Source organism: Streptomyces sp. NPDC002206, from assembly GCF_053593595.1.
On sequence record NZ_JBSFCW010000002.1, the window covers coordinates 197,103 to 215,565 of the forward strand.

Here is an 18,463-nt window from a genome sequence, read left to right on the forward strand (position 1 = left end):
GCGCCGGCTTGACCTCCAGCACGGGTCCACCGCAAATGGAATTCAATGTGCAGCAGGCGTCGCCCCCGCGCCTTCGGCACGTCATGCTCACGTGACCGTGACGGGGCTCTCAGTGCGTCCCGGAGTGCCGCTTCCGTACCATGGTTCCGCCTGTCGACCTCGAGGGCAGAGCGGATGCCCCGGGACGCCTCCGCGTCCGCCTGGCACTGGATCAGGAAACTCAGTAATCGGTCAGCGTCGATACCTGAACAGCAGGCGGGAAACCAGTGCGAAGCCAGCCGTCGTAGAGTGAGAAACGCCCTTGACCTGCACAAGCAGGCAGGGAGCCGAACAGCAGGAGCGCCCAAATGCTACGTACTCTATTCAAGTCGAAGATCCATCGGGCCACCGTGACCCAAGCCGATCTGCACTACGTCGGCTCCGTTACTGTCGATGCCGAGCTGATGGAAGCGGCCGATCTGCTGCCCGGTGAGCTCGTGCACATCGTCGACATAGACAACGGCGCCCGGCTGGAGACGTACGTCATCGAGGGCGAGCGCGGCTCCGGTGTCATCGGCATCAATGGCGCAGCAGCCCACCTCGTGCACCCCGGCGATCTGGTCATCCTGATCAGCTACGCCCAGGTCGACGATACCGAGGCCCGCGCTCTGACCCCGCGCATCGTCCATGTCGACGCCGACAACCGGATCGTCGAGCTCGGAACCGATGCCTCGGCACCCGTGCCCGGCACCGCTACCGAACGCAGCCCGTACGCCCTTCCCGCAGCCAACTGACCGTTCCGTTCACGAGGGAGACCCCGCCATGGCTGAGAACACCGCGCTCGAATTCTTCGACGATCGGGAGAACGGCAACCTGCTGGCACGGGTGGACGGCCGGACCGCCGGAGTCATCGCGTACTTCGTGATGGACGGCACCCCCGCCGCGCTCGTCGCCGTGCACACCGTCGTCGAACCCGAGCACAGGGGCAAGGGCTTCGCCGGAGCCCTGGTCCAGGAGTTCTACGCCATGGCGGACCGCGAGGGAGTGCCCGTCGTCCCGCTCTGCACGTACGCCGCGAAGTGGGCCCTGGGCCACCCCGACCAGGCTCCGGTGGCGCCCACCGAGCTGGTGGAGCAGGCAAAGCAGCAGCTCAAGTCCCACCCCGAGCTGTAGCGATCCGATCCCGTCCCGTCCGAACAGGATCCGAGTCCGCCGATGACACTTGCGCTCCTGCACACCTCCCCGGTCCACGTCCCGGTCTTCGAGGCGCTCCGCGACGCCGACCACCCCGGTCTCGCCCTGCGGCATCTCGTGCACGAGGACCTGCTCGCCCGTGCCCGGGACGCAGGTCCGGACGCGGTGCGGGGTGAGATCGAGGCGCTGCTCGCGGGAGCGGTCGCCGAGGGTGCGACCGCGGTGCTCTGCACCTGTTCGACGATCGGCGGGGTCGCCGAGTCCGTCGCGGAGTCGCTCGGCGTCCCCGTCCTGCGCGTCGACCGCCCGATGGCGGCCGCCGCCGTCACGTGGGACCGGGTGGTGATCCTCGCGGCGATCGACGACACCCTGCCGCCGACGCTCGCCCTGCTCGCCGAGGAGGCCGGCAATCGGTGCGTGGACATTCGCACGGTGCTGGTGGACGGCGCATGGGCGCGGTTCCGGGCCGGTGACCGTGACGGCTACCTCGATCTGGTGGCGGCGGCTGCCGACCGGGTGACGGACGCCGATGTGATCGTGCTGGCCCAGGCGTCCATGGCCGATGCCGCCACCCGCACAGCCACCCGGATTCCGGTCCTCTCCAGCCCCCGACCCGGGCTCTCCGCCGCGGCCGCCGCGGCGGGTTGAGCCGCCGTACGGGTTCTCGTCCGACGGTACGGAACTCATACGTATGGACTCGGCAGGCGAGGGCAGCCGCTCCGGGAGACGGTGGACTCGAGATCTGCCCGAACCTTCGGAGGCCCGAGATGACCAACCCGTATCCCGACCCCGTTCCACCCGCGCCGACCCCCGGCCCCATGCCGGGACCGCCGTCGCCGCTGCCCGAGCCGACGCCCGCGCCCCCCGTTCCCGGCCCTGTGCCGCCCGGTCCGTCGCCCCACCCGATTCCGCAGCCGCCGCGGCCCGAGCCGGTGCCGGAACCGGAGCCGTCGCCCCAGCCGCCCGGATGACGGGCCCGGTCCGTACCGCCGCGACCTGCTACCGGTCGCGCCGCGGTCCGAGCCCGAGGAGCGAATCGGCGTGGCCGGCGCCGCTCTCCTCGGCGATCGAGTCCAGCGACTGCGCATCACGCACCGGCGCGAAGCGCACCGTGTCCCCGTCCGAGCCGTCGTCCCCGCCGTCGCCGACCGTGCTGAAGCCGTACACGGCGGGGCGCGGCAGGCTGTTGTACGACCACGGTGTGGAGAAGTAGTACGCGCCCGTGTCGTACAGCACCACGAAGTCGCCCTCCCGCAGCTCCGGCAGCTCCCGGGCGTGCGCGACGACATCACCTGCGAAGCAGCACGGCCCCGCGATGTCCTGGACCAGCGGCGGACCGTCCTTGGGTCGCCCCTCGGCGTCGAAGGCCCCCGCCCGCAGGGGCCAGGCGTCAGGCATGAAGACGGTACGGGTGGCGATCTGCGCCCCCGCGTGGGTGAGCGCGATACGGCGGCCCCCCGCATCCTTCGTGTACTCGACGAGCGCCCCGATGAACCCGTTCTTGGCGAGCAACGACCGGCCGAACTCGGTGACCAGCCCGTAGCGGCCGTCGAAGAGACCCGGCACCGCCGCCCGCAGCGCCGCCGCATAGGCGGCGAAGGTGGGCCGTACGGAGTCGTCGTCGAAGTTGACGGGAAGGCCGCCGCCGATGTCGATGCTGGTGACCTGCCGGGTGCCGAGCGTCTTGTTGATCTCCTCGGCGAGCTGGTACATCTCCGCGACACCGGCCGCGATCAGCTCCAGCGAGCAGCCCTGGGAACCGACATGGGCATGCAGCTGGGTCAGCCAGGAGTGCTCGGCGAAGGCCTGTACGACATGCTCGCGCGCGCCGGGATCGAGCAGCGCCACGCCGAACTTGGAGGTCGCCGTGGCGGTGCTCATCGCCCCGATGGAGCCACCGCCCACCTGCGGGTTGACGCGTATCCCGATGACGGAGACCGAGCTGCTGGGCCGCAGCGAGGCGATCCGGCGCACCTCGTCGAGGCTGTCGGCGTTGAGCGCCACGCCGAGCGCGAGCGCCTGACGGATCTCGTCACGGGTCTTGGCGGGGGAGTCGAGCACGATGGCCGAGGGCGCGAAACCGGCGTCGAGGGCGATCCTCAGCTCGCCCGGGCTGGCGACCTCGCACCCCATGCCGCAGTCGGCGAGCAGCCGCAACACAGGGACCAGGGACGCGGCCTTGGCGGCGAACGTGTGCAGCACGCCGGGGCTCCCGGCGAACGCGTCCTGGAGGGCGGCGACCGAGTCGCGCACCCCGTCGGTGTCGATGAACCCGGCGACGGGCCGGGACTCGCCGAGCAGCCCGGCGCCGACGGCGTGGCGGACCGCGGCGGCGACACGCGCGGAGGACGGAGGGCCGGGAGCGGGCGAGGTGAGAGGCATATGGCGAGAGTCGGTGATGGGAGCCCCGCAGGTCTCTGTCGGACGGGACAGGATCGGTGTCGGTCCTTGGCCGTGGGGCCAACGGTTTCAGCAATACAGGACAAATCTATCCGCTGAGGCGGACGGCGGAAGTGATGAGCAGCCGGGTGTCGGGGTCGTCGAGATCGACGACGAACCGGTCCCGGGCGCGGTGCAGCCGGTACCTCAGGGTTACGAGGTCGGCGGGCGCACCGGCGCCGGACCCAGCGTCGTGCTGCCGGGCGCCGCCCGGTGGCCGAGGCCGGTCCGGTACGCGTCCATCGCGGCCTCGGTACGGCCGGCCCGCCGCAGCAGATCCCCGAGAAGCCGGCAGATGTCCGCGAGGTCACCGGCGGCGCCCGCCCGCTCCAGCAGGCCGAGCGCGGTGACGTAATGCTCCTCGGCGCGGTCGAGGTCGCTCCGCTCCTCGGCGATCAGGCCGAGCAGCCGGTGCACGCCGCCCGCATGGACCGAGCCCCGGTCCGCCTGCAGTTCGCCCAGCAGCCGCAGCAGCAGGGTCTCCGCCTCCTGCCGCTTGCCGAGTCGGCGTAGGACATCTGCGAGCTCCACCTCGACCTGCGCCGTGTAGAGCGCGGCCCGCTTCGACGCCAGCATGTCGCGGGCGGCCCGCAGTTCGGTCTCGGCGCCGGACAGATCGCCGTCCTGCGCATGGACGTAGCCGCGCATCCAGTGGCAGTGCGCCATCTCCGTACGGATCTGGAGCTGTTGGTAGATCTCGGCTGCCTTGGCGAGCGAGGCGTCGGCCTCCTGTGTGCGGCCGGCCGCGATGAGCGTGCGGGCGACGCCTCGGTGCAGCCCGGCGACCAGCTCCGGGTCGGACACCTGGGGAGCCAGGGCCAGGGCCAGTTCGCCGGCCTGCGCGGCGCGGGCGTGGGCGCCCATGTCCATGTAGGGGGCGATCGCGGCCGTGTACAGCAGCAGGAGCGCACCGGGGTCCTGCAGACCGGAGGCGTTCAGTTCGTCGATCGCGCTCTCCAGCAGATAGCAGGCGTACCGGAGTTCACCCGTCAGGAGGTGCGCGACGGCCCGGCCGCGCACGGCCGGGGCGCGCTGCGGGAGCGGGGCGTTCGCAAGCAGCTTTTCCGCGGCCTCGAAGCGCTCGCGGGCCACCGGCAGCTCGCCCGTCTCCAGCGCGCACTGCCCGAGCCCCAGCAGAGCCGTGGCGCGTTCGCCGTCGAGGCCGAGCTGTTCCGCCTCGGCGAGCAGCCTGGTGTAGTCGGCCACGGCGTCCTCGGCGGCGCCGGTGGCCAGGGTCCGCTGGGCTTCGACAAGTTTCAGCCGCAGGTCGGTGGCGAGATGGGCGGGACGTCCCGTCTCCAGCTCCTCGTACGTCACCCCCAGACGCTCCGCGAGATGGCGTATGGCAGCCTCCGAGGGGCGGACCCGGCCCGCCTCCAGGGTGGAGATGTACGCCGGGGTGTAGGCGGGTTCGGCCAGCTGGCGCTGGGTGAGGTCGCGCTCCGTACGCAGTCGGTGCACGCGTCGTCCGACAGCGCCCGGGTCGTCGGACGGCCCACGCCGGGTCTCGCCCCCGTCGCTCGGCTTCTGCCCGGTGTCCGTCCCTGCGGTGTGCTTCGCGGCCACTGAGTCGCCCTCCTGCATCTCACATCTCACCCTGCGCCCCATGAAGGGCAGTTGCCCGGCGATGAACACCAACCATGCGCCGTCCGGGCCTTGTTCCGCGTCCGACGCACCTCTAGGTCAAGCCTCGCGCTAAGTCGATTTAACTCGCAAGTCAATCAACGGTTGCGCCGACTCGCGTCCGCCCGGAGTCCGAGGCTCTCAAGGAGTTCTACATGCGCATACGCCCAGGCACGCGCCGAACGGCAGGATCGGTGGCGGGACTCGCCCTCGCCGGCCTGCCGGCGGCGACCGCCGCCGGCACCGCCCTCGCGGCGACCGCCGCCGGCACCGCCCTCGCGGCGACCGCCGCCGGCACCGCCCTCGCGGCGACCGCCGCCGGCACCGCCCTCGCGGCGGCCGCGCGACCGGGAACGGCGGAGGGGGAAGGCGCCGGGTCGAATAGTTCCCGCAGCCCGGCGGCGCCGGGAGGACCGTTGAGGTCCCGGCCACCGCACCGCGGCCGAGGCGCCCGCCGCCGACCTCGTCGTCATCGCCAACTCCACGAAGTACGGCGGTGCCGGCTACTCCGGTCTGCAGGCCGAGGGCTACCCGTTCGACCGCTGACACCACACCCGGCGTCCCAGATCGCACCGAGAACGTTGCGCACACCCCGCCGGCCATGCCCACAGACTCGCTCGGCGTCCGTGCCGACGGCCGCAGTCACCAGGTGACGGCCGAGGCCGTGGACCGTACGGACGCCATCCGGGACCCCGCCGTCCGCGCCCTGGCCACCGGCACGCTCACCTGGAGCGTCCAGGCCACCGGTCACCGGAAGTAGCGGGGCTGTTCCGGGCCCTCCCGCCTCAGGCGACGATCGGGATCACGGCCTCCGGCGTCAGCATCCGGAACGTGAACGACTGGTGGAAGTAGAGCCGGATGTGGGTCGCGTCGTGGTCCTGATAGCCGATGGACAGATCCTGGCCCAGCCGCAGTTCGAAGTCGCCGCCACGGGTGGACAGCAGCACCCCGCCCTTGACGGCGGGCGCCCACAGGATCTGGTCGTCCAGCAGGCGCGCGAGATGCGTGGCCACCGGATAGCCGTGGTCGGACGTCTCGGTCGCCTCGGTGAACGCGTCGGCGCCGAGCAGCAGCCGGTACGGCCCGTCGACACCGGCCAGCCGCAGCTGGGTGAGCGCCTGGCTCACGGTGGTCGGGTAGTCGCGGGCATCGGCCGGCAGCGGCAGCGCAGGGTGCGAGGAGCCGTCCCGAAGACCGGTGATCCCGGCGGAGGCGTACCCGTCGATGATGGCCATGTCCTCGGCGAACGCACAGGTCCGGGCGGCGTCCTTGACGGGCTGCCAGTCGCTGTCGTCGGAGCCGCGCTCGACGTCGTCCACGGCCGCCCGGGTCACTGTGAACGGCACCCGCCACTCGATGACCGGCTTCGACGTACGGGCCCGGGCGATGACGTCCGGTGTCGGCGGATCGATGTCACGCAGATGCCCGTCACCGACCGCCGCGAGCGCGGGCCCCTCCGGGTCCGTCACATCGACGACGCGGCGGCCCGCCAGATGGCGGCTGAAGGTGCGCCGGGCCTCTTCTTCGATCTGGTCCCAGGCGGCTTCCGTGACGGGGGCGAGCTCGCGGTGGAGGTTGTTCATCACTGGGCGCTTTCTTGCAGGCTGCCGATGTGCAGCGAACCGTCGCCCGCACCCGTCGGAGCCGGGGCCTGGGCCACCGGCGCGGACGCCGGCTGCGGCAGGGACTCGGTCCCGGACAGGACGGGAGACGGCGGCGGGGCGTCGAAGAAGTCGGCGCAGGGGGCGTAGAAGAGCGTGCCGGTGACCGCGGTCGAGAAGTCGAGAATGCGGTCGTACGTACCGGGCGGACTGCCGAGGAACATGTTGCGGAGCATCTGCTCGGTCACGTCCGGGTCGGCGGCGTAACCGATGAAGTACGTGCCGAACTCGCCCTGCTCGAAGCTGCCGAACGGCATATTGGCGCGCACGATCTCGCGCGCCGACCCGTCCGGCGCGGTAAGGGTGTTCAGTGCGACATGGGAGTTGGCGGGCTTGACGGCATCGGACATTTCGACGTCGTCGGCCTTGGTGCGGCCGATGACCCGCTCCTGCTCCTCCGTGCTCAGCGAGTTCCAGCCGGCCAGGTCGTGGAGATACTTCTGCACGATGACATAGCTGCCGCCGGCGAAGTCCGGGTCGGCGGAGCCCACGAGGGCCGCAGCCCGCGCATCGGCACCCACCGGGTTCTCCGTCCCGTCGACGAAGCCGAGCAGATCCCGGTGGTCCTGATAGCGGAACCCCTGGGTCTCGTCGACGACCTTCACCGCCCCACCGAGTCTGCCGATCAGCCGGGCGGCCCACTCGTAGCACACGTCCATCCGCTCGCCCCGGATGTGGAACAGCAGATCGCCGGGGGTGGCGGGCGCGTGGTGGCGGGCGCCGTGCAGCTCCTGGAACGGATGGAGTCCGGCCGGCCGCGTCCCCGCGAACAGCCGGTCCCAGGCATCCGAGCCGAACCCGGTCACACACGCCAGATCGGTGCCCGGGAACCGGAAGTCGATGGACCGGGCGAATGCCCTGAGGTCCGGCAGTACTTCGCGTACGGCGGCCTCACCACCGGGCTCGATCGTGACGACCAGGATCAGGGCGGCGGTGGTCAGCGGCGAGACGACGGGCTGGGCGGCGGCCGGGTCCGGGACGGCGTCGGGCATGCGGCGGCTCCGAGGAGTGGTGGCGACAGCGCGCTCGTGGCGGCGGTGCAGGAGTACGGCGGGACTCGCTGCTACTTACGCATACGTACGGTCCCGCCGCACCCCGGATGACCCGGCCGGACGAACAGCTGCCCGAGGCCCGTCAGCCGGTGGCGGTCTCCGACCGGTCGCCGCCCCAGAGCGTGTGGAAGGAGCCAGGACGGTCCGTACGCCGGTAGGTGTGCGCCCCGAAGAAGTCCCGCTGCCCCTGAGTGAGCGCCGCCGGGAGCCGGTCGGCGCGCAGACCGTCGTAGTACGAGAGCGCGGCAGCGAATCCGGGGGTCGGCACTCCCTGGCGTACCGCCTCGGCGACCACCGTCCGCCAGTCGTCCTGCGCCGCACCGATCTCCTCGGCGAACTGCTGGTCGGAGAGGAGACTCACCAGCTCCGGCCGTGCGTCGTACGCCGCCCGGATCCGGTCCAGGAATGCCGCCCGGATGATGCAGCCGGCCCGCCAGATCGCGGCCACCGCGCCGAGATCGATCTTCCAGTCGTACGTCTCGCTGCCCGCGCGGATCTGATGGAAGCCCTGCGTGTACGAGACGATCTTGGAGGCGTACAGCGCCTGCTCCACCCGGTCGGCGAACGCCGCGGCCTCGGCTCCGGCCAGTGGAGTGGCCGATGGGCCCGGCAGCTCCCGTGCGGCCTCCCGCAGATCCGCGTGGCCCGAGAGCGAACGGGCGAAGACGGCCTCCGCGATACCGGAGACCGGCACGCCCAGATCGAGTGCGATCTGCACCGTCCAGCGGCCGGTGCCCTTCTGCTCGGCCCGGTCCTGCACGATGTCGACGAACGGCTTCCCCGTCTCCGGATCCGTGTGGGAGAGGACTTCCGCCGTGATCTCGATCAGATACGAGTCGAGCCGGCCGGTGTTCCAGCTGCGGAACGTCTCGGCGATCTTCGCGGGGGAGTAGCCGGCCACCCTCCGCAGCAGGTCGTACGCCTCCGCGATCAGCTGCATGTCCGCGTACTCGATGCCGTTGTGGACCATCTTCACGAAGTGCCCGGCACCGTCGGGGCCGATGTGCGTGGTGCAGGGAGTGCCGTCCTTCGCCTTCGCGGCGATTTTCTCCAGCAGCGGTCCCAGCGATTCGTACGACCGGGTGGAACCGCCGGGCATGATGCTCGGCCCGTTCAGCGCGCCCTCCTCGCCGCCCGAGATACCGACACCCACGAAATGGATGCCGCGCTCGCGCAGCTCCTTCTCGCGACGGCGGGTGTCCTCGAAGTGCGCGTTGCCGCCGTCGATGATGACGTCGCCCTCGTCGAGCAGCGGGGCGAACTCCTCGATCACTGCGTCCGTCGGATCGCCTGCCTTCACCATGATGACCAGCCTGCGCGGGCGTTCCAGCGCCGCCACGAACTCCTCGGGCGTGCGCGCGGCGACGAATGTGCCTTCGTCGCCGAACTCCTTGACCAGGGCATCGGTCTTCGCGGTCGTACGGTTGTGCACCGCGACGGTGAAGCCGTTACGTGCGAAGTTCCGGGCGAGATTGCGGCCCATCACCGCAAGTCCAGTGACGCCGATCTGCGCAGTGCCGCTCATCTGTGTGCTCCTGCAATCTGTCGAGGATGCCGGGATGACCAGTATGGATACGGGGCGCGGGGACGGCCTGTTCAAGCCGCCGCACGCCGGTCACGCCGCCGCCGCAAAACGTCCGTACGGTCGAGTGCGAGCCGACCGGACCGGCCGGTGGAACGAGAGCTCCGGCGGCGGGGCCGGCGGGATGACCGTGCTCGGGCTCCTGGGGGCGCCCGGTTCGGGTCGGCCGGTTGCGTCGGCGGGGGCGAGCCGGGGCGGTGTGCGGCTGTCGCGGTGCCACGCTCGCGTGTCGCCTGTCAGAGGGCGGAGGCCGCCTTCACCTGCTCCGACCGGGTGGGCAGCATGGTGGCGCGAGCAATGTTGCGGGCCATCCCGCCGAAGACGACGGCGTGGAACGGGGCGACACTCCACCAATAGGCATGACCCAGCAGCCCTCGGGGATGGAACAGCGCGCGCTGCCGGTAGTGCGCGCCTCCGGTCCTGTTCCGCTCGGCGTACAGCTCCAGCCAGGCCAGGCCGGGCAGCCGCATCTCCGCGCGCAGCCGAAGCAGATGGCCCGGCACGATCTCCTCGACCCGCCAGAAGTCCAACGAGTCGCCCGCCCTGAGCCGTGTGGCGTCCCGGCGGCCTCGGCTCAGTCCGACACCGCCGATCGCACGGTCGAGCCAGCCGCGGACGGCCCATGCCAGGGGGAAGGAGTACCAGCCGTTGTCGCCCCCGATGCTTTCGATGACCCGCCACAGGGCCTCCGGGGCGGCGTCGATGTCGAGTTCCCGCTCGTCGGTGTAGAGACTGCCGCCTGCCCAGCCGGGGTCCGTGGGCAGTGGGTCGCTCGGCGCACCGGGCACCGAGGCCGACGACCACCGGGTTGTCACGTTCGCCTCGCGCACGCGCTGCAGTGCGAGCGCGAGCGCTCTGCGGAACGTGAACGGCTGCCCCGGCCCGTCGGGGACGTAGCGTGTGATGTCGTGCTCGCGGCACACGACCTCGTACTTCAGTGATTCGGCGAGCGGGCGTGCGATGGAGGGAGGGACGGGTGTGACCAGCCCGATCCAGTGGCTCGACAGTCCGGGCGTCAGCATCGGGACGGGCAGGATCAGCCGATGCGGCAAGCGGGCGACGGCCGCGTAATCCTGCATCATCTCCCGGTACGTGACGACGTCCGGGCCGCCGATGTCGAAGGTGCGACTCACCTCGGCAGGCATGGTTGCACTGCCCACGAGATATCGCAGTACGTCACGGACGGCGACCGGCTGGATCCTGGTCGACACCCAGCTCGGCGTGACCATGACCGGTAGACGTTCGGTGAGGTATCGCAATATCTCGAAGGAGGCCGAACCGGAGCCGATGATCACGGCTGCGCGCAGCGCCGTGGTCGGCACGCCCGACTCCAGCAGGATCCTGCCGACCTCGGCACGTGAGCGCAGATGGGGCGACAGTTCGTGCTCGGGGACGCCGGCGGGGGTGAGTCCGCCCAGGTAGACGATGCGTGACACACCTGCGGCACGCGCCTGCTCGCCGAATGTCCTGGCCGCCCTCCGGTCCGTGGCCTCGAAGTCCGAGCCGCTGCCGAGCGCGTGCACCAGGTAGTAGGCGACGTCCACTCCCTGCATGGCCGGCCCCAGCGACTCCGGGTCCATGACATCACCGCGGACGACCTCGGCCCGGCCGGCCCAGGGGTGGTCCCGCAGCTTCTCTGGCGTACGTGCGAGACAGCGCACGCTGTGCCCGGCATCGAGCAGTTCGGGGACCAGCCGTCCCCCGATGTAGCCCGTCGCACCGGTGACGAGGCAGCGCAGTACCGGTGCGCCGTCTTCGTGATTCATGGCGCCTCCACATGTCTCGATGTCCGACTCTTCCACCGTGCCTGCGCGCCGCCCTTTCCGCTGCGCGACGGTCGGTGGATCACCGAGTGGCAGAAAGTCGCCGAGCGGGTGGTCCGTCGCTGCCGCCGTCCGTTCAGGGGGGCGGTAAGGCCACCGCAGTCACCGTCAGGAACTCCGGGGGCTCCCTCGCCGGACGTCCGTCGGCGCGAGCGCTGGTCGGCGTGGTGCCGGAGGCGACGGTACGGAAGATCCACAGCACAGTTCGCCTGGTGGGGGCGGCTAAAACCTGAAGCGCGTTGCCCATAGAGTGGTTGCGAAGCACTGACAACTGGTCCCGACCTCACAAGGGTTGCGGACGGGGCGTGCGGCAGCCGTCCGCGGCATGCCGCGACGAAGCGGGGGCGGCGTGACAGAAGCAGAGGTCGGAGCGCGCAATTCGAGCGACGCAGAGGGCGAACCCCCTGCCGAGCAGCGCGCCCGGAAGAATGAACGACGGTCGTTCTGGGTCGAGTTGCCCCTGCTCATCGGAATTGCGCTGGTGCTGTCGCTGCTCATCAAGACGTTCTTGGCTCAGGCCTTCTCGATCCCCTCGGACTCCATGCAGAACACCCTGCAGCCCGGGGACCGTGTGCTGGTCGACAAGCTCACACCCTGGTTCGGCGCACAGCCCCGGCGCGGGGAGGTCGTGGTCTTCCACGACCCGGGCAACTGGCTTCCTTCCGACCCGGTTTCGCCCGCCAACCCGGTGCAGGAAGTGCTGTCCTTCATCGGCCTGATGCCGTCGGCGGACGAGAAGGACCTGATCAAGCGCGTGATCGGGGTGGGAGGAGACACCGTCGAGTGCAAGGGCACCGGCCAGGTCAAGGTGAACGGCAAGGCCCTCGACGAGCCCTATGTGTTCCCCGGGAACACCCCCTGCAGCTCGGATGCCGAATTCAAGATCACTGTTCCGCAAGGACATATCTGGGTGATGGGCGACCACCGCCAGGCATCGGCGGACTCGCGCTACCACCGGGGGCAGCCGGGTGGCGGTGCGGTACCCGTCGACGACGTGGTCGGACGAGCTTTCACCGTCGTCTGGCCGGTCGACCGATGGGACTGGCTGTCCGTCCCGGACACCTTCGAGCAGTAGACAGCCGGTGAGCGTCGGCGCCTGCGTATGACCGGAGTCTCCAGGGGCTCTAGGTAGTAGCCTAGGGCTCCTTGCTCCGGTGGAGGTGGCGGATGGTTCGCGCTGGTCTGACGACCGATCGCGTGGTGGAGGCGGCGGCCGATCTGGCCGACTCCATCGGCCTCGACAAGGTCACCGTGTCCGCGCTGGCGCGTGGTTTCGGGGTGAAGGACGCCAGCCTGTACTCCCACGTCAGGAGCGTGCAGGACCTGCGCAACCGGGTCGCCCTGCTGGCCGCGGGGGAGTTCGCCGACCGGCTCGGCACGGCGGTCGCCGGACGGGCCGGAAAAGATGCACTCGTCGCGTTCGCCGACGCCTACCGCGCCTTCGCGCTCGAACGGCCGGGCCGGTACGCGGCGACCCAGATCCGGCTCGATCCCGCCGTCGTCGCCGGGTCCACCGCATACCACCGCACCATCGAGATCATCTACGCGATGCTGCGCGCCTACGACCTGTCCGAACCCGACTTCACGGACGCCGTACGGCTGCTGCGCAGTACCTTCCACGGCTACAGCGCCCTGGAGGCCAACGGCGGTTTCGGTGCCCCCCGCGACGTGCAGGCGTCCTGGCAGCAGTGCGTCGAGGCGCTGCACCTCGTACTGGAGCGTTGGCCGTCCGCACAGCGGAGCGGGGAGGGGGAGGGCGATGGATGAGCGGCCTCGAACCGCACCGGCCGTCCGGAAGTGCCCGGAGCGATCCTCCACCACAAGGTGAGCGACGCCCGGTCCGTGCCGCGCGGCATCGGCCGACGGGGCGGCCGCACCCGTTCCGCGCCCGGCCGACGGGCTTGATTCCGTGAAGGGAAGGAAAACATGGCCGGGCGTGCCGGACGGACCGTGCGCGACCTGCGGCGGGGCAACCGGGCGAGAGTACTGCAACGGCTGTATTTCGACGGGCCGTTGAGTCGCCAGGAGCTCGGCCCCGCCACCGGGCTGAGCGCAGGATCCATCAGCAACGTCGTTGCGGAGCTTGCCGCGGAGGGGGTCCTGGAGGAGGCCGGCATCGTCGGCTCCGACGGCGGCCGCCCGCGCACGCTGCTGCGTGTGGCGCCCGGTGGGGGTCTTCTCATCGGCATCGACATCGGCGAGACCCGGGTCCGTGTCGAGCTCTTCGACCTGTCGCTTACCGAACTCGCGCGCACGGAACGGCTGCTGGCCCAGGACGGCTACGACGTCGAGTGCATCGTCGGCCACGTCGGCAGCGGCGTGGCGGACGTGCTGAGGGAAGCGGGAGCGGATGCGGATGCCAGTACGCGACGGCTGCTCGGCATCGGTATCGGGGTGCCGGGCATCGTCGAACGGGACAGCCGCGAGAGGGCCGTTGGTGAGGCGCCGCGCGCACCGGGCGAAGTCGGCGCCGTCGTGCACGGTCAGACGATCGGCTGGCGCGATGTCCCCTTCGAACGGCTGCTGCGCGACGCGGTCGACGTGCTCGTCGACGTCCCGCTGTTCATCGACAACGGTGCGAAGACGCTGGGTCAGGCCGAGATGTGGTTCGGCGGCGGACGCGGCGCGGATGCCGCCGTGATCGCTCTGATCGGATCGGGTGTCAGTGCCTGCGTCAACCGCGGCGACATCCTCGACGAGGACCGCAGCAGCATGGCACTGGAATGGGGCCACACGACGGTGCAGCTTCGCGGCCGCCGCTGCCGCTGTGGGGCCATCGGCTGCCTGGAGGCGTACGCGGGCGCGCAGGCCATGCGCGAGCGCTGGCACGAGGCGGGCGGCCCGCTGCCCCGCGACGCCGACGACGAAACCGCGCTGGCGGCGCTCCTGGCCGCCGCGTACCCCGATGGCGACGTCCCGGATCCCGACCCGGTCGCGCTCGCCGTCCTCGACGAGACCGCCGCATGCCTGGGCGCGGCCCTGGCCGACCTCGTCAACCTGTTCCTGCCCGAACGCATCCTGCTGGGCGGCTGGGCGGGGTTGCTGATCGGACCGCATCTGATTCCGGACATCCGCCGGTACGCGCAGGAGTATGCGCTCAGCCACCCGGCGGCCCGCACCACGATCGAGATGGGCCGGCTGGGCCCGGACGCGGTCACCCTCGGCGCGGCGACGCTCCCGCTGGCCGAATTCCTGGCACGCGGCGGAAGCCGCCGTACGGCGGACGCGCCACCGAACGTGCCCGCGGCCCGGCTCCTCGCGGCAGCCGACGTCGTACGCGACCGCCACCGCACCCCGGCACCATGAAGCCCGTCGTGCGCTCGCCGATCCGCCCACGACCGGCAGGTCTCGGCCACTGCCTTGTCATCACCCGTTGTCTGCCCATAAGTTGACCGCTTGCGACGTGTCCTACAGCCAGTGGGGGAGCCAAGTCATGGCCGCGAACGGACGACACCGCAGATACCAGCCGAGCCGCATCAACCGCGCCTCGCTCACGGTCACGGCGGGCGGCGCGGGCATCGCGCTCCCCCTCGTCACCGCCGCCTCGGCGGGCGCCGCATCGGCCGATGTCTGGGACAAGGTCGCCGCCTGCGAGTCCACTGGCAACTGGCACATCAACTCGGGCAACGGCTACTTCGGCGGGCTGCAGTTCACCCGGTCGACCTGGGCGGCATACGGGGGCACGGTCCATGCCCCGCGTGCCGATCTGGCCACCAGGGAACAGCAGATAACCGTCGCGGAGAAGGTGCTGAAGGGACAGGGACCGGGTGCCTGGCCGACTTGCTCCGTAAGGGCGGGCCTGACGCGGGGCGGCGCCCCCGACATCACGCCGCGGTCGGAACGGACCGGCGGTCCCGTCGATGCCTCGTCGGCAACGACCTCCACGCCCAAGAAGGCGAACCCGAAGACGAAGAAGACGGTCGCGCCCGCCACCCCGACCACGGTGCCCGGCAAGCGTGAGTCGTACACCGTCGCGCGCGGCGACTCCCTCTCCGGGATCGCGGCGACCGGGCATGTGCAGGGCGGCTGGCAGCGCCTTTACACGGCGAACCGGGAGGTCGTCGGCGACAACCCCGATCTGATCTTCCCGGGCCAGCGGCTCACCCTGGATGTGGCCGACACCCCGCAGGCCGGCCCGAAGAGCGGAACCAGGCCCGCCGCGAAGCCGAGCCGGTCGGCCGAGCCGAAGCAGAAGACCCATCCGCACCAGCCCGCGAAGCCGAGTCACCGGCCGACGAGTCCGCACCAGGTCACGAAGGCGCAGCCGAAGAAGACCGAGCGGGCCGAGAAGGACTCCGGGCTCGTCGCACCGGTGTCGGCGACCCGGGTCGGCACCGCGTACCACCAGGCCGGTTCCTGGGCGAGCGGCTACCACACGGGCGTCGACTTCCCCGTCCCCACCGGCACCTCGGTCGAGGCGGTGGCCTCCGGCACGGTCGTTTCGGCAGGCTGGGCGGGGGCGTACGGCTACGAGATCGTCATCCGGCACAGCGACGGCAAGTACAGCCAGTACGCCCACCTGTCCGCACTGCTGGTGCGCGAGGGCCAGCACGTCGGCGGCGGCCGGCGCATCGCCCGATCAGGTTCCACGGGCAATGCGACCGGACCGCACCTGCACTTCGAGATCCGTACGGGGCCCGGCTACGGATCCGACGTCGATCCGCTGTCCTACCTCCGGGCGGGCGGCGTCAACGTCTGAACGGTCCTGTGCAGCGCCGTGGGATCGCCGGCCCCACCGTCCTCGGCGGATAGCGCACCTTGCCGTCCCGAACCGGTGCGCGGCTGCCGTGCGGAGCCGAAGTCGACCTGCCCCACCCGTCGCCGCTCCAGCGGCATCGTGACAGCCAGCGGGAGTGGCGCCGGAAGCGTTTCGACGGCAGCGCTGGGCGGGGCTGCCCCGACGGCCACGGCCGTGGCCCGTCCGGGCTCCGGAGAAACGATCAGTGCGGGCTCGCCCTCCGCGGCAGCCGCGGGGACATCCGGACCGACCGGGAGCACCTGCTGTCCCTCGCGCTGCTCCGTGCCCAGCCGTTCCGTCATCAGCATGATCAGGCCGCCCGCGGCAACCACACCGCAGGCAAGTGCCAGGAACGCGCCGGCCGTGCCGTGCTGGAACTGCTCACCGAACAATGTGATGCCGACTGCCGAGGCGATCACCGGGTTCACCACGGTCACCGTCGCCAGCGGTGCGGTCAGGCCGGCGCCCCGGTACGCGGCCTGCGACAGCAGCAGCCCGGCCGACGCCAGAGCCGCTATGACCACAAGCGAGGGCAGCCCCGCGCCGACCGAACCGGAGGCCCACTGCATCGCGACCGTCTTCGTGAACACCGAGGCGATACCGAAGGCGACACCGGCGGCCCCGGCCAGGACCACACTCCGTACCACCGGTGGCCGCATGCCCTTCGCGATCAGCACGAGCAGCGCCACGCCACCGAACGTCACGGTCGCGAGCATCAGCTGCTCCGGGCCGCCCAGCGTGTGCGACTCCTTGTTGCCGGTCAGGGCGAGCAGACCCGCCAGACCGACGGTCGCCATGATCGCGCCACGCCAGGCGGTCGCCCTGGCCCGGCGGCGCGCGAAGAGCGCCGCCATCGGCAGGGCGAAGACGATCGTCAGCGCGCCGAGCGGCTGCACCAGGCTGAGCGGGCCGTACGCCAGCGCCACCACGTGCAGCACCGCACCCACACCGTTCAACGCCACCGCCACCCACCAGACGCGGTTGCGCAGAGGGGCGAACGAACGGCCGTCTCCGGCCGTGGCGACGCGCTCCTGGACGATCGCCCCGGCCGCGTAGGCGACCGCGGAGATCAGGGACAGCAGCACGGACAGTGCAAGGAAGCTCATGTACACCACGATGGCCCTTCAAAGCCGCCGAGTCGTCGTCCCTGAGACGGCGTTCCGACGTACTGCTTTGGTAGTAGGGGAGTGGTTTTTGTGTCCTCCTCCCGACGGTAGTCCTCTCCCTGCCGAGCCTCAGGACGATCATCCCCACGGATACGGTGAACGGTGAGACTCGGCCCGAGGGGCGGCCGGGTCGTCACTACGAGTGACCGGGGGAGCCCGTGAAGGAGCAGTGCATGGAGCAGGCCGGGGCGGCGTCGATGGGCGATTTCTTCGCCCTGCGCGGAACACCGGTGCCCGGCGGCGCGCACCGTCCGCTCGCCCACCTGTACGCGGGGGAGACGGCACCGCTCACGGCCCGCATCGACACCGTTGCCGCCCGGCTCCGTACCCCCGAGCGCAGGGTCGCCGCGTCCGTCGCGCACCTGGGGCTGGCCGCCCGCCTCTGGTCGACCGCCCTGGGACCGGCCGTCCTCTCCGGTCGCTTCCCGGATCTCTCCCCGGCCGCACTCCGGTGGGATCCGCAGCTCCCCGCGCCGGACGACCTGTGGCTGGACTCCGCGGACACGCTGCCGGGCACCGCGGACCGCATCCGCGAGTGCGTCCAGTACGGCCACCTCGTACCGCTCGCGGAGGCGATCCAACGGGACGGACACATCGCACCCCGGCTGCTGTGGGGAAATGCGGGCTCGGCCCTGGCCGGAGCGCTGCGCGAGCTGATCACCTGGGCCCGCGTCCACCAGCGCCCCGACGCAGCGCACCGGGCCCGCACCCTGGCCGCCGAACTCTTCGACCACCCGGACCTGCGGACCACCGGAACCCCGCACACCCCGGCATTCCGCAGGAACAGCTGTTGCCTCTACTACCGATGCCCGGGCGCCGGTCTCTGCGGGGACTGCGTCTTCGACCGCCGGCCGGGCGCTTCCGCTCCGTCGCTCTCTCCATGACAGCGTCGGCCGTCGGCGAGATCCCGCTCGGCGGCGTCGGCCGCGACGCTGACTGGAGCGGACGGGACCGCGCGGGCGGTTGCGCCGGCCCGGCGTGCGACGAGGTGATGGCGGCCAGGAATGCGCAGGCCAGCACGCGGCGCGGCCGTCTTGCCGGCCGGTCCGTCGCTGGCGTTCTGAGGCTTCCCTCCGGCCCTCTCCTTCGGGTTGTCATGCACCTGGACAGCGGAACGGGAGTCGTGCTTTCATGTCAACTGTCATTCCTTCCAACGTTGTACATCCTGTTGCAACGAGCCGCCACCCTTCCTCACCAAGGAGGATC

At 71.1% G+C, this 18,463-nt stretch carries 16 protein-coding genes; 9 read left to right on the plus strand and 7 right to left on the minus strand.

Translation table 11 applies throughout. The features are described from left to right. Positions 1-347 precede the first annotated feature (347 nt). The 3 genes from panD to ACWCP8_RS05745 are packed head-to-tail and all read left to right on the plus strand — an operon-like array spanning position 348 to position 1,821. A complete protein-coding gene (panD, locus tag ACWCP8_RS05735) occupies positions 348-773 on the plus strand; it encodes an aspartate 1-decarboxylase (protein WP_451114384.1) in 426 nt (141 codons plus the stop codon). A gap of 28 nt (positions 774-801) precedes the next feature. Continuing rightward, positions 802-1,152, plus strand: coding sequence for a GNAT family N-acetyltransferase (locus ACWCP8_RS05740; protein WP_451114386.1), 351 nt, complete (start codon positions 802-804; stop codon positions 1,150-1,152). A 42-nt stretch (positions 1,153-1,194) separates the two neighbouring features. After that, positions 1,195-1,821: an aspartate/glutamate racemase family protein gene (locus ACWCP8_RS05745; RefSeq protein WP_451114388.1), complete on the plus strand. Its 627-nt coding sequence runs from the start codon at positions 1,195-1,197 to the stop codon at positions 1,819-1,821. 351 nt (positions 1,822-2,172) lie between these two features. On the opposite strand, the gene ACWCP8_RS05750 is transcribed toward ACWCP8_RS05745, so the two are convergent. After that, positions 2,173-3,555 (minus strand): diaminopimelate decarboxylase, encoded by a 1,383-nt coding sequence (locus tag ACWCP8_RS05750; RefSeq protein ID WP_451114390.1) that lies wholly within the window; start codon positions 3,553-3,555, stop codon positions 2,173-2,175. 210 nt (positions 3,556-3,765) lie between these two features. Beyond that, entirely contained in the window at positions 3,766-5,196 is a 1,431-nt protein-coding gene (locus ACWCP8_RS05755) for a helix-turn-helix domain-containing protein (protein ID WP_451114392.1), read from the minus strand. 640 nt (positions 5,197-5,836) lie between these two features. On the opposite strand from ACWCP8_RS05755, the gene ACWCP8_RS05760 reads away from it, so the two are divergent. Next, complete coding sequence (locus ACWCP8_RS05760; RefSeq protein WP_352268360.1) at positions 5,837-5,995, plus strand: hypothetical protein; 159 nt, start codon at positions 5,837-5,839, stop codon at positions 5,993-5,995. Between the two features lie 25 nt (positions 5,996-6,020). On the opposite strand, the gene ACWCP8_RS05765 is transcribed toward ACWCP8_RS05760, so the two are convergent. The 4 genes from ACWCP8_RS05765 to ACWCP8_RS05780 all read right to left on the minus strand — a co-directional run bounded on the left by ACWCP8_RS05765 (position 6,021) and on the right by ACWCP8_RS05780 (position 11,296). Then, positions 6,021-6,818 (minus strand): family 1 encapsulin nanocompartment shell protein, encoded by a 798-nt coding sequence (locus ACWCP8_RS05765; protein WP_352268359.1) that lies wholly within the window; start codon positions 6,816-6,818, stop codon positions 6,021-6,023. Next, a complete protein-coding gene (locus ACWCP8_RS05770) occupies positions 6,818-7,888 on the minus strand; it encodes a Dyp-type peroxidase (protein ID WP_352268358.1) in 1,071 nt (356 codons plus the stop codon). The genes ACWCP8_RS05765 and ACWCP8_RS05770 overlap by 1 nt, the downstream gene beginning before the upstream one ends. Before the next feature lie 142 nt (positions 7,889-8,030). Then, on the minus strand, positions 8,031-9,473 hold the full coding sequence (gene gndA, locus ACWCP8_RS05775) for an NADP-dependent phosphogluconate dehydrogenase (RefSeq protein WP_352268357.1): 1,443 nt from the start codon (positions 9,471-9,473) through the stop codon (positions 8,031-8,033). Between the two features lie 293 nt (positions 9,474-9,766). Then, on the minus strand, positions 9,767-11,296 hold the full coding sequence (locus ACWCP8_RS05780; RefSeq protein ID WP_355996615.1) for an SDR family oxidoreductase: 1,530 nt from the start codon (positions 11,294-11,296) through the stop codon (positions 9,767-9,769). Positions 11,297-11,678: 382 nt separating this feature from the next. Between ACWCP8_RS05780 and lepB the strand changes: the two genes are divergently transcribed. From lepB to ACWCP8_RS05800, 4 genes are all read left to right on the plus strand, one after another. Continuing rightward, entirely contained in the window at positions 11,679-12,428 is a 750-nt protein-coding gene (gene lepB / locus ACWCP8_RS05785) for a signal peptidase I (RefSeq protein WP_451114396.1), read from the plus strand. 92 nt (positions 12,429-12,520) lie between these two features. Further along, a complete protein-coding gene (locus ACWCP8_RS05790) occupies positions 12,521-13,120 on the plus strand; it encodes a TetR/AcrR family transcriptional regulator (protein WP_352268353.1) in 600 nt (199 codons plus the stop codon). 159 nt (positions 13,121-13,279) lie between these two features. Next, on the plus strand, positions 13,280-14,659 hold the full coding sequence (locus ACWCP8_RS05795; RefSeq protein ID WP_451114398.1) for an ROK family transcriptional regulator: 1,380 nt from the start codon (positions 13,280-13,282) through the stop codon (positions 14,657-14,659). 127 nt (positions 14,660-14,786) lie between these two features. Next, positions 14,787-16,052, plus strand: coding sequence for a transglycosylase family protein (locus tag ACWCP8_RS05800; protein ID WP_451114400.1), 1,266 nt, complete (start codon positions 14,787-14,789; stop codon positions 16,050-16,052). On the opposite strand, the gene ACWCP8_RS05805 is transcribed toward ACWCP8_RS05800, so the two are convergent. Beyond that, positions 16,022-17,206 carry a DMT family transporter gene (locus ACWCP8_RS05805; RefSeq protein ID WP_352268350.1) on the minus strand — a complete coding sequence of 395 codons (1,185 nt, stop codon included), beginning with the start codon at positions 17,204-17,206 and terminating at the stop codon, positions 16,022-16,024. The two genes, ACWCP8_RS05800 and ACWCP8_RS05805, sit on opposite strands and share 31 nt — an antisense overlap. A gap of 224 nt (positions 17,207-17,430) precedes the next feature. Between ACWCP8_RS05805 and ACWCP8_RS05810 the strand changes: the two genes are divergently transcribed. Continuing rightward, on the plus strand, positions 17,431-18,141 hold the full coding sequence (locus tag ACWCP8_RS05810) for a (2Fe-2S)-binding protein (protein ID WP_451114402.1): 711 nt from the start codon (positions 17,431-17,433) through the stop codon (positions 18,139-18,141). Positions 18,142-18,463: the final 322 nt, after the last annotated feature.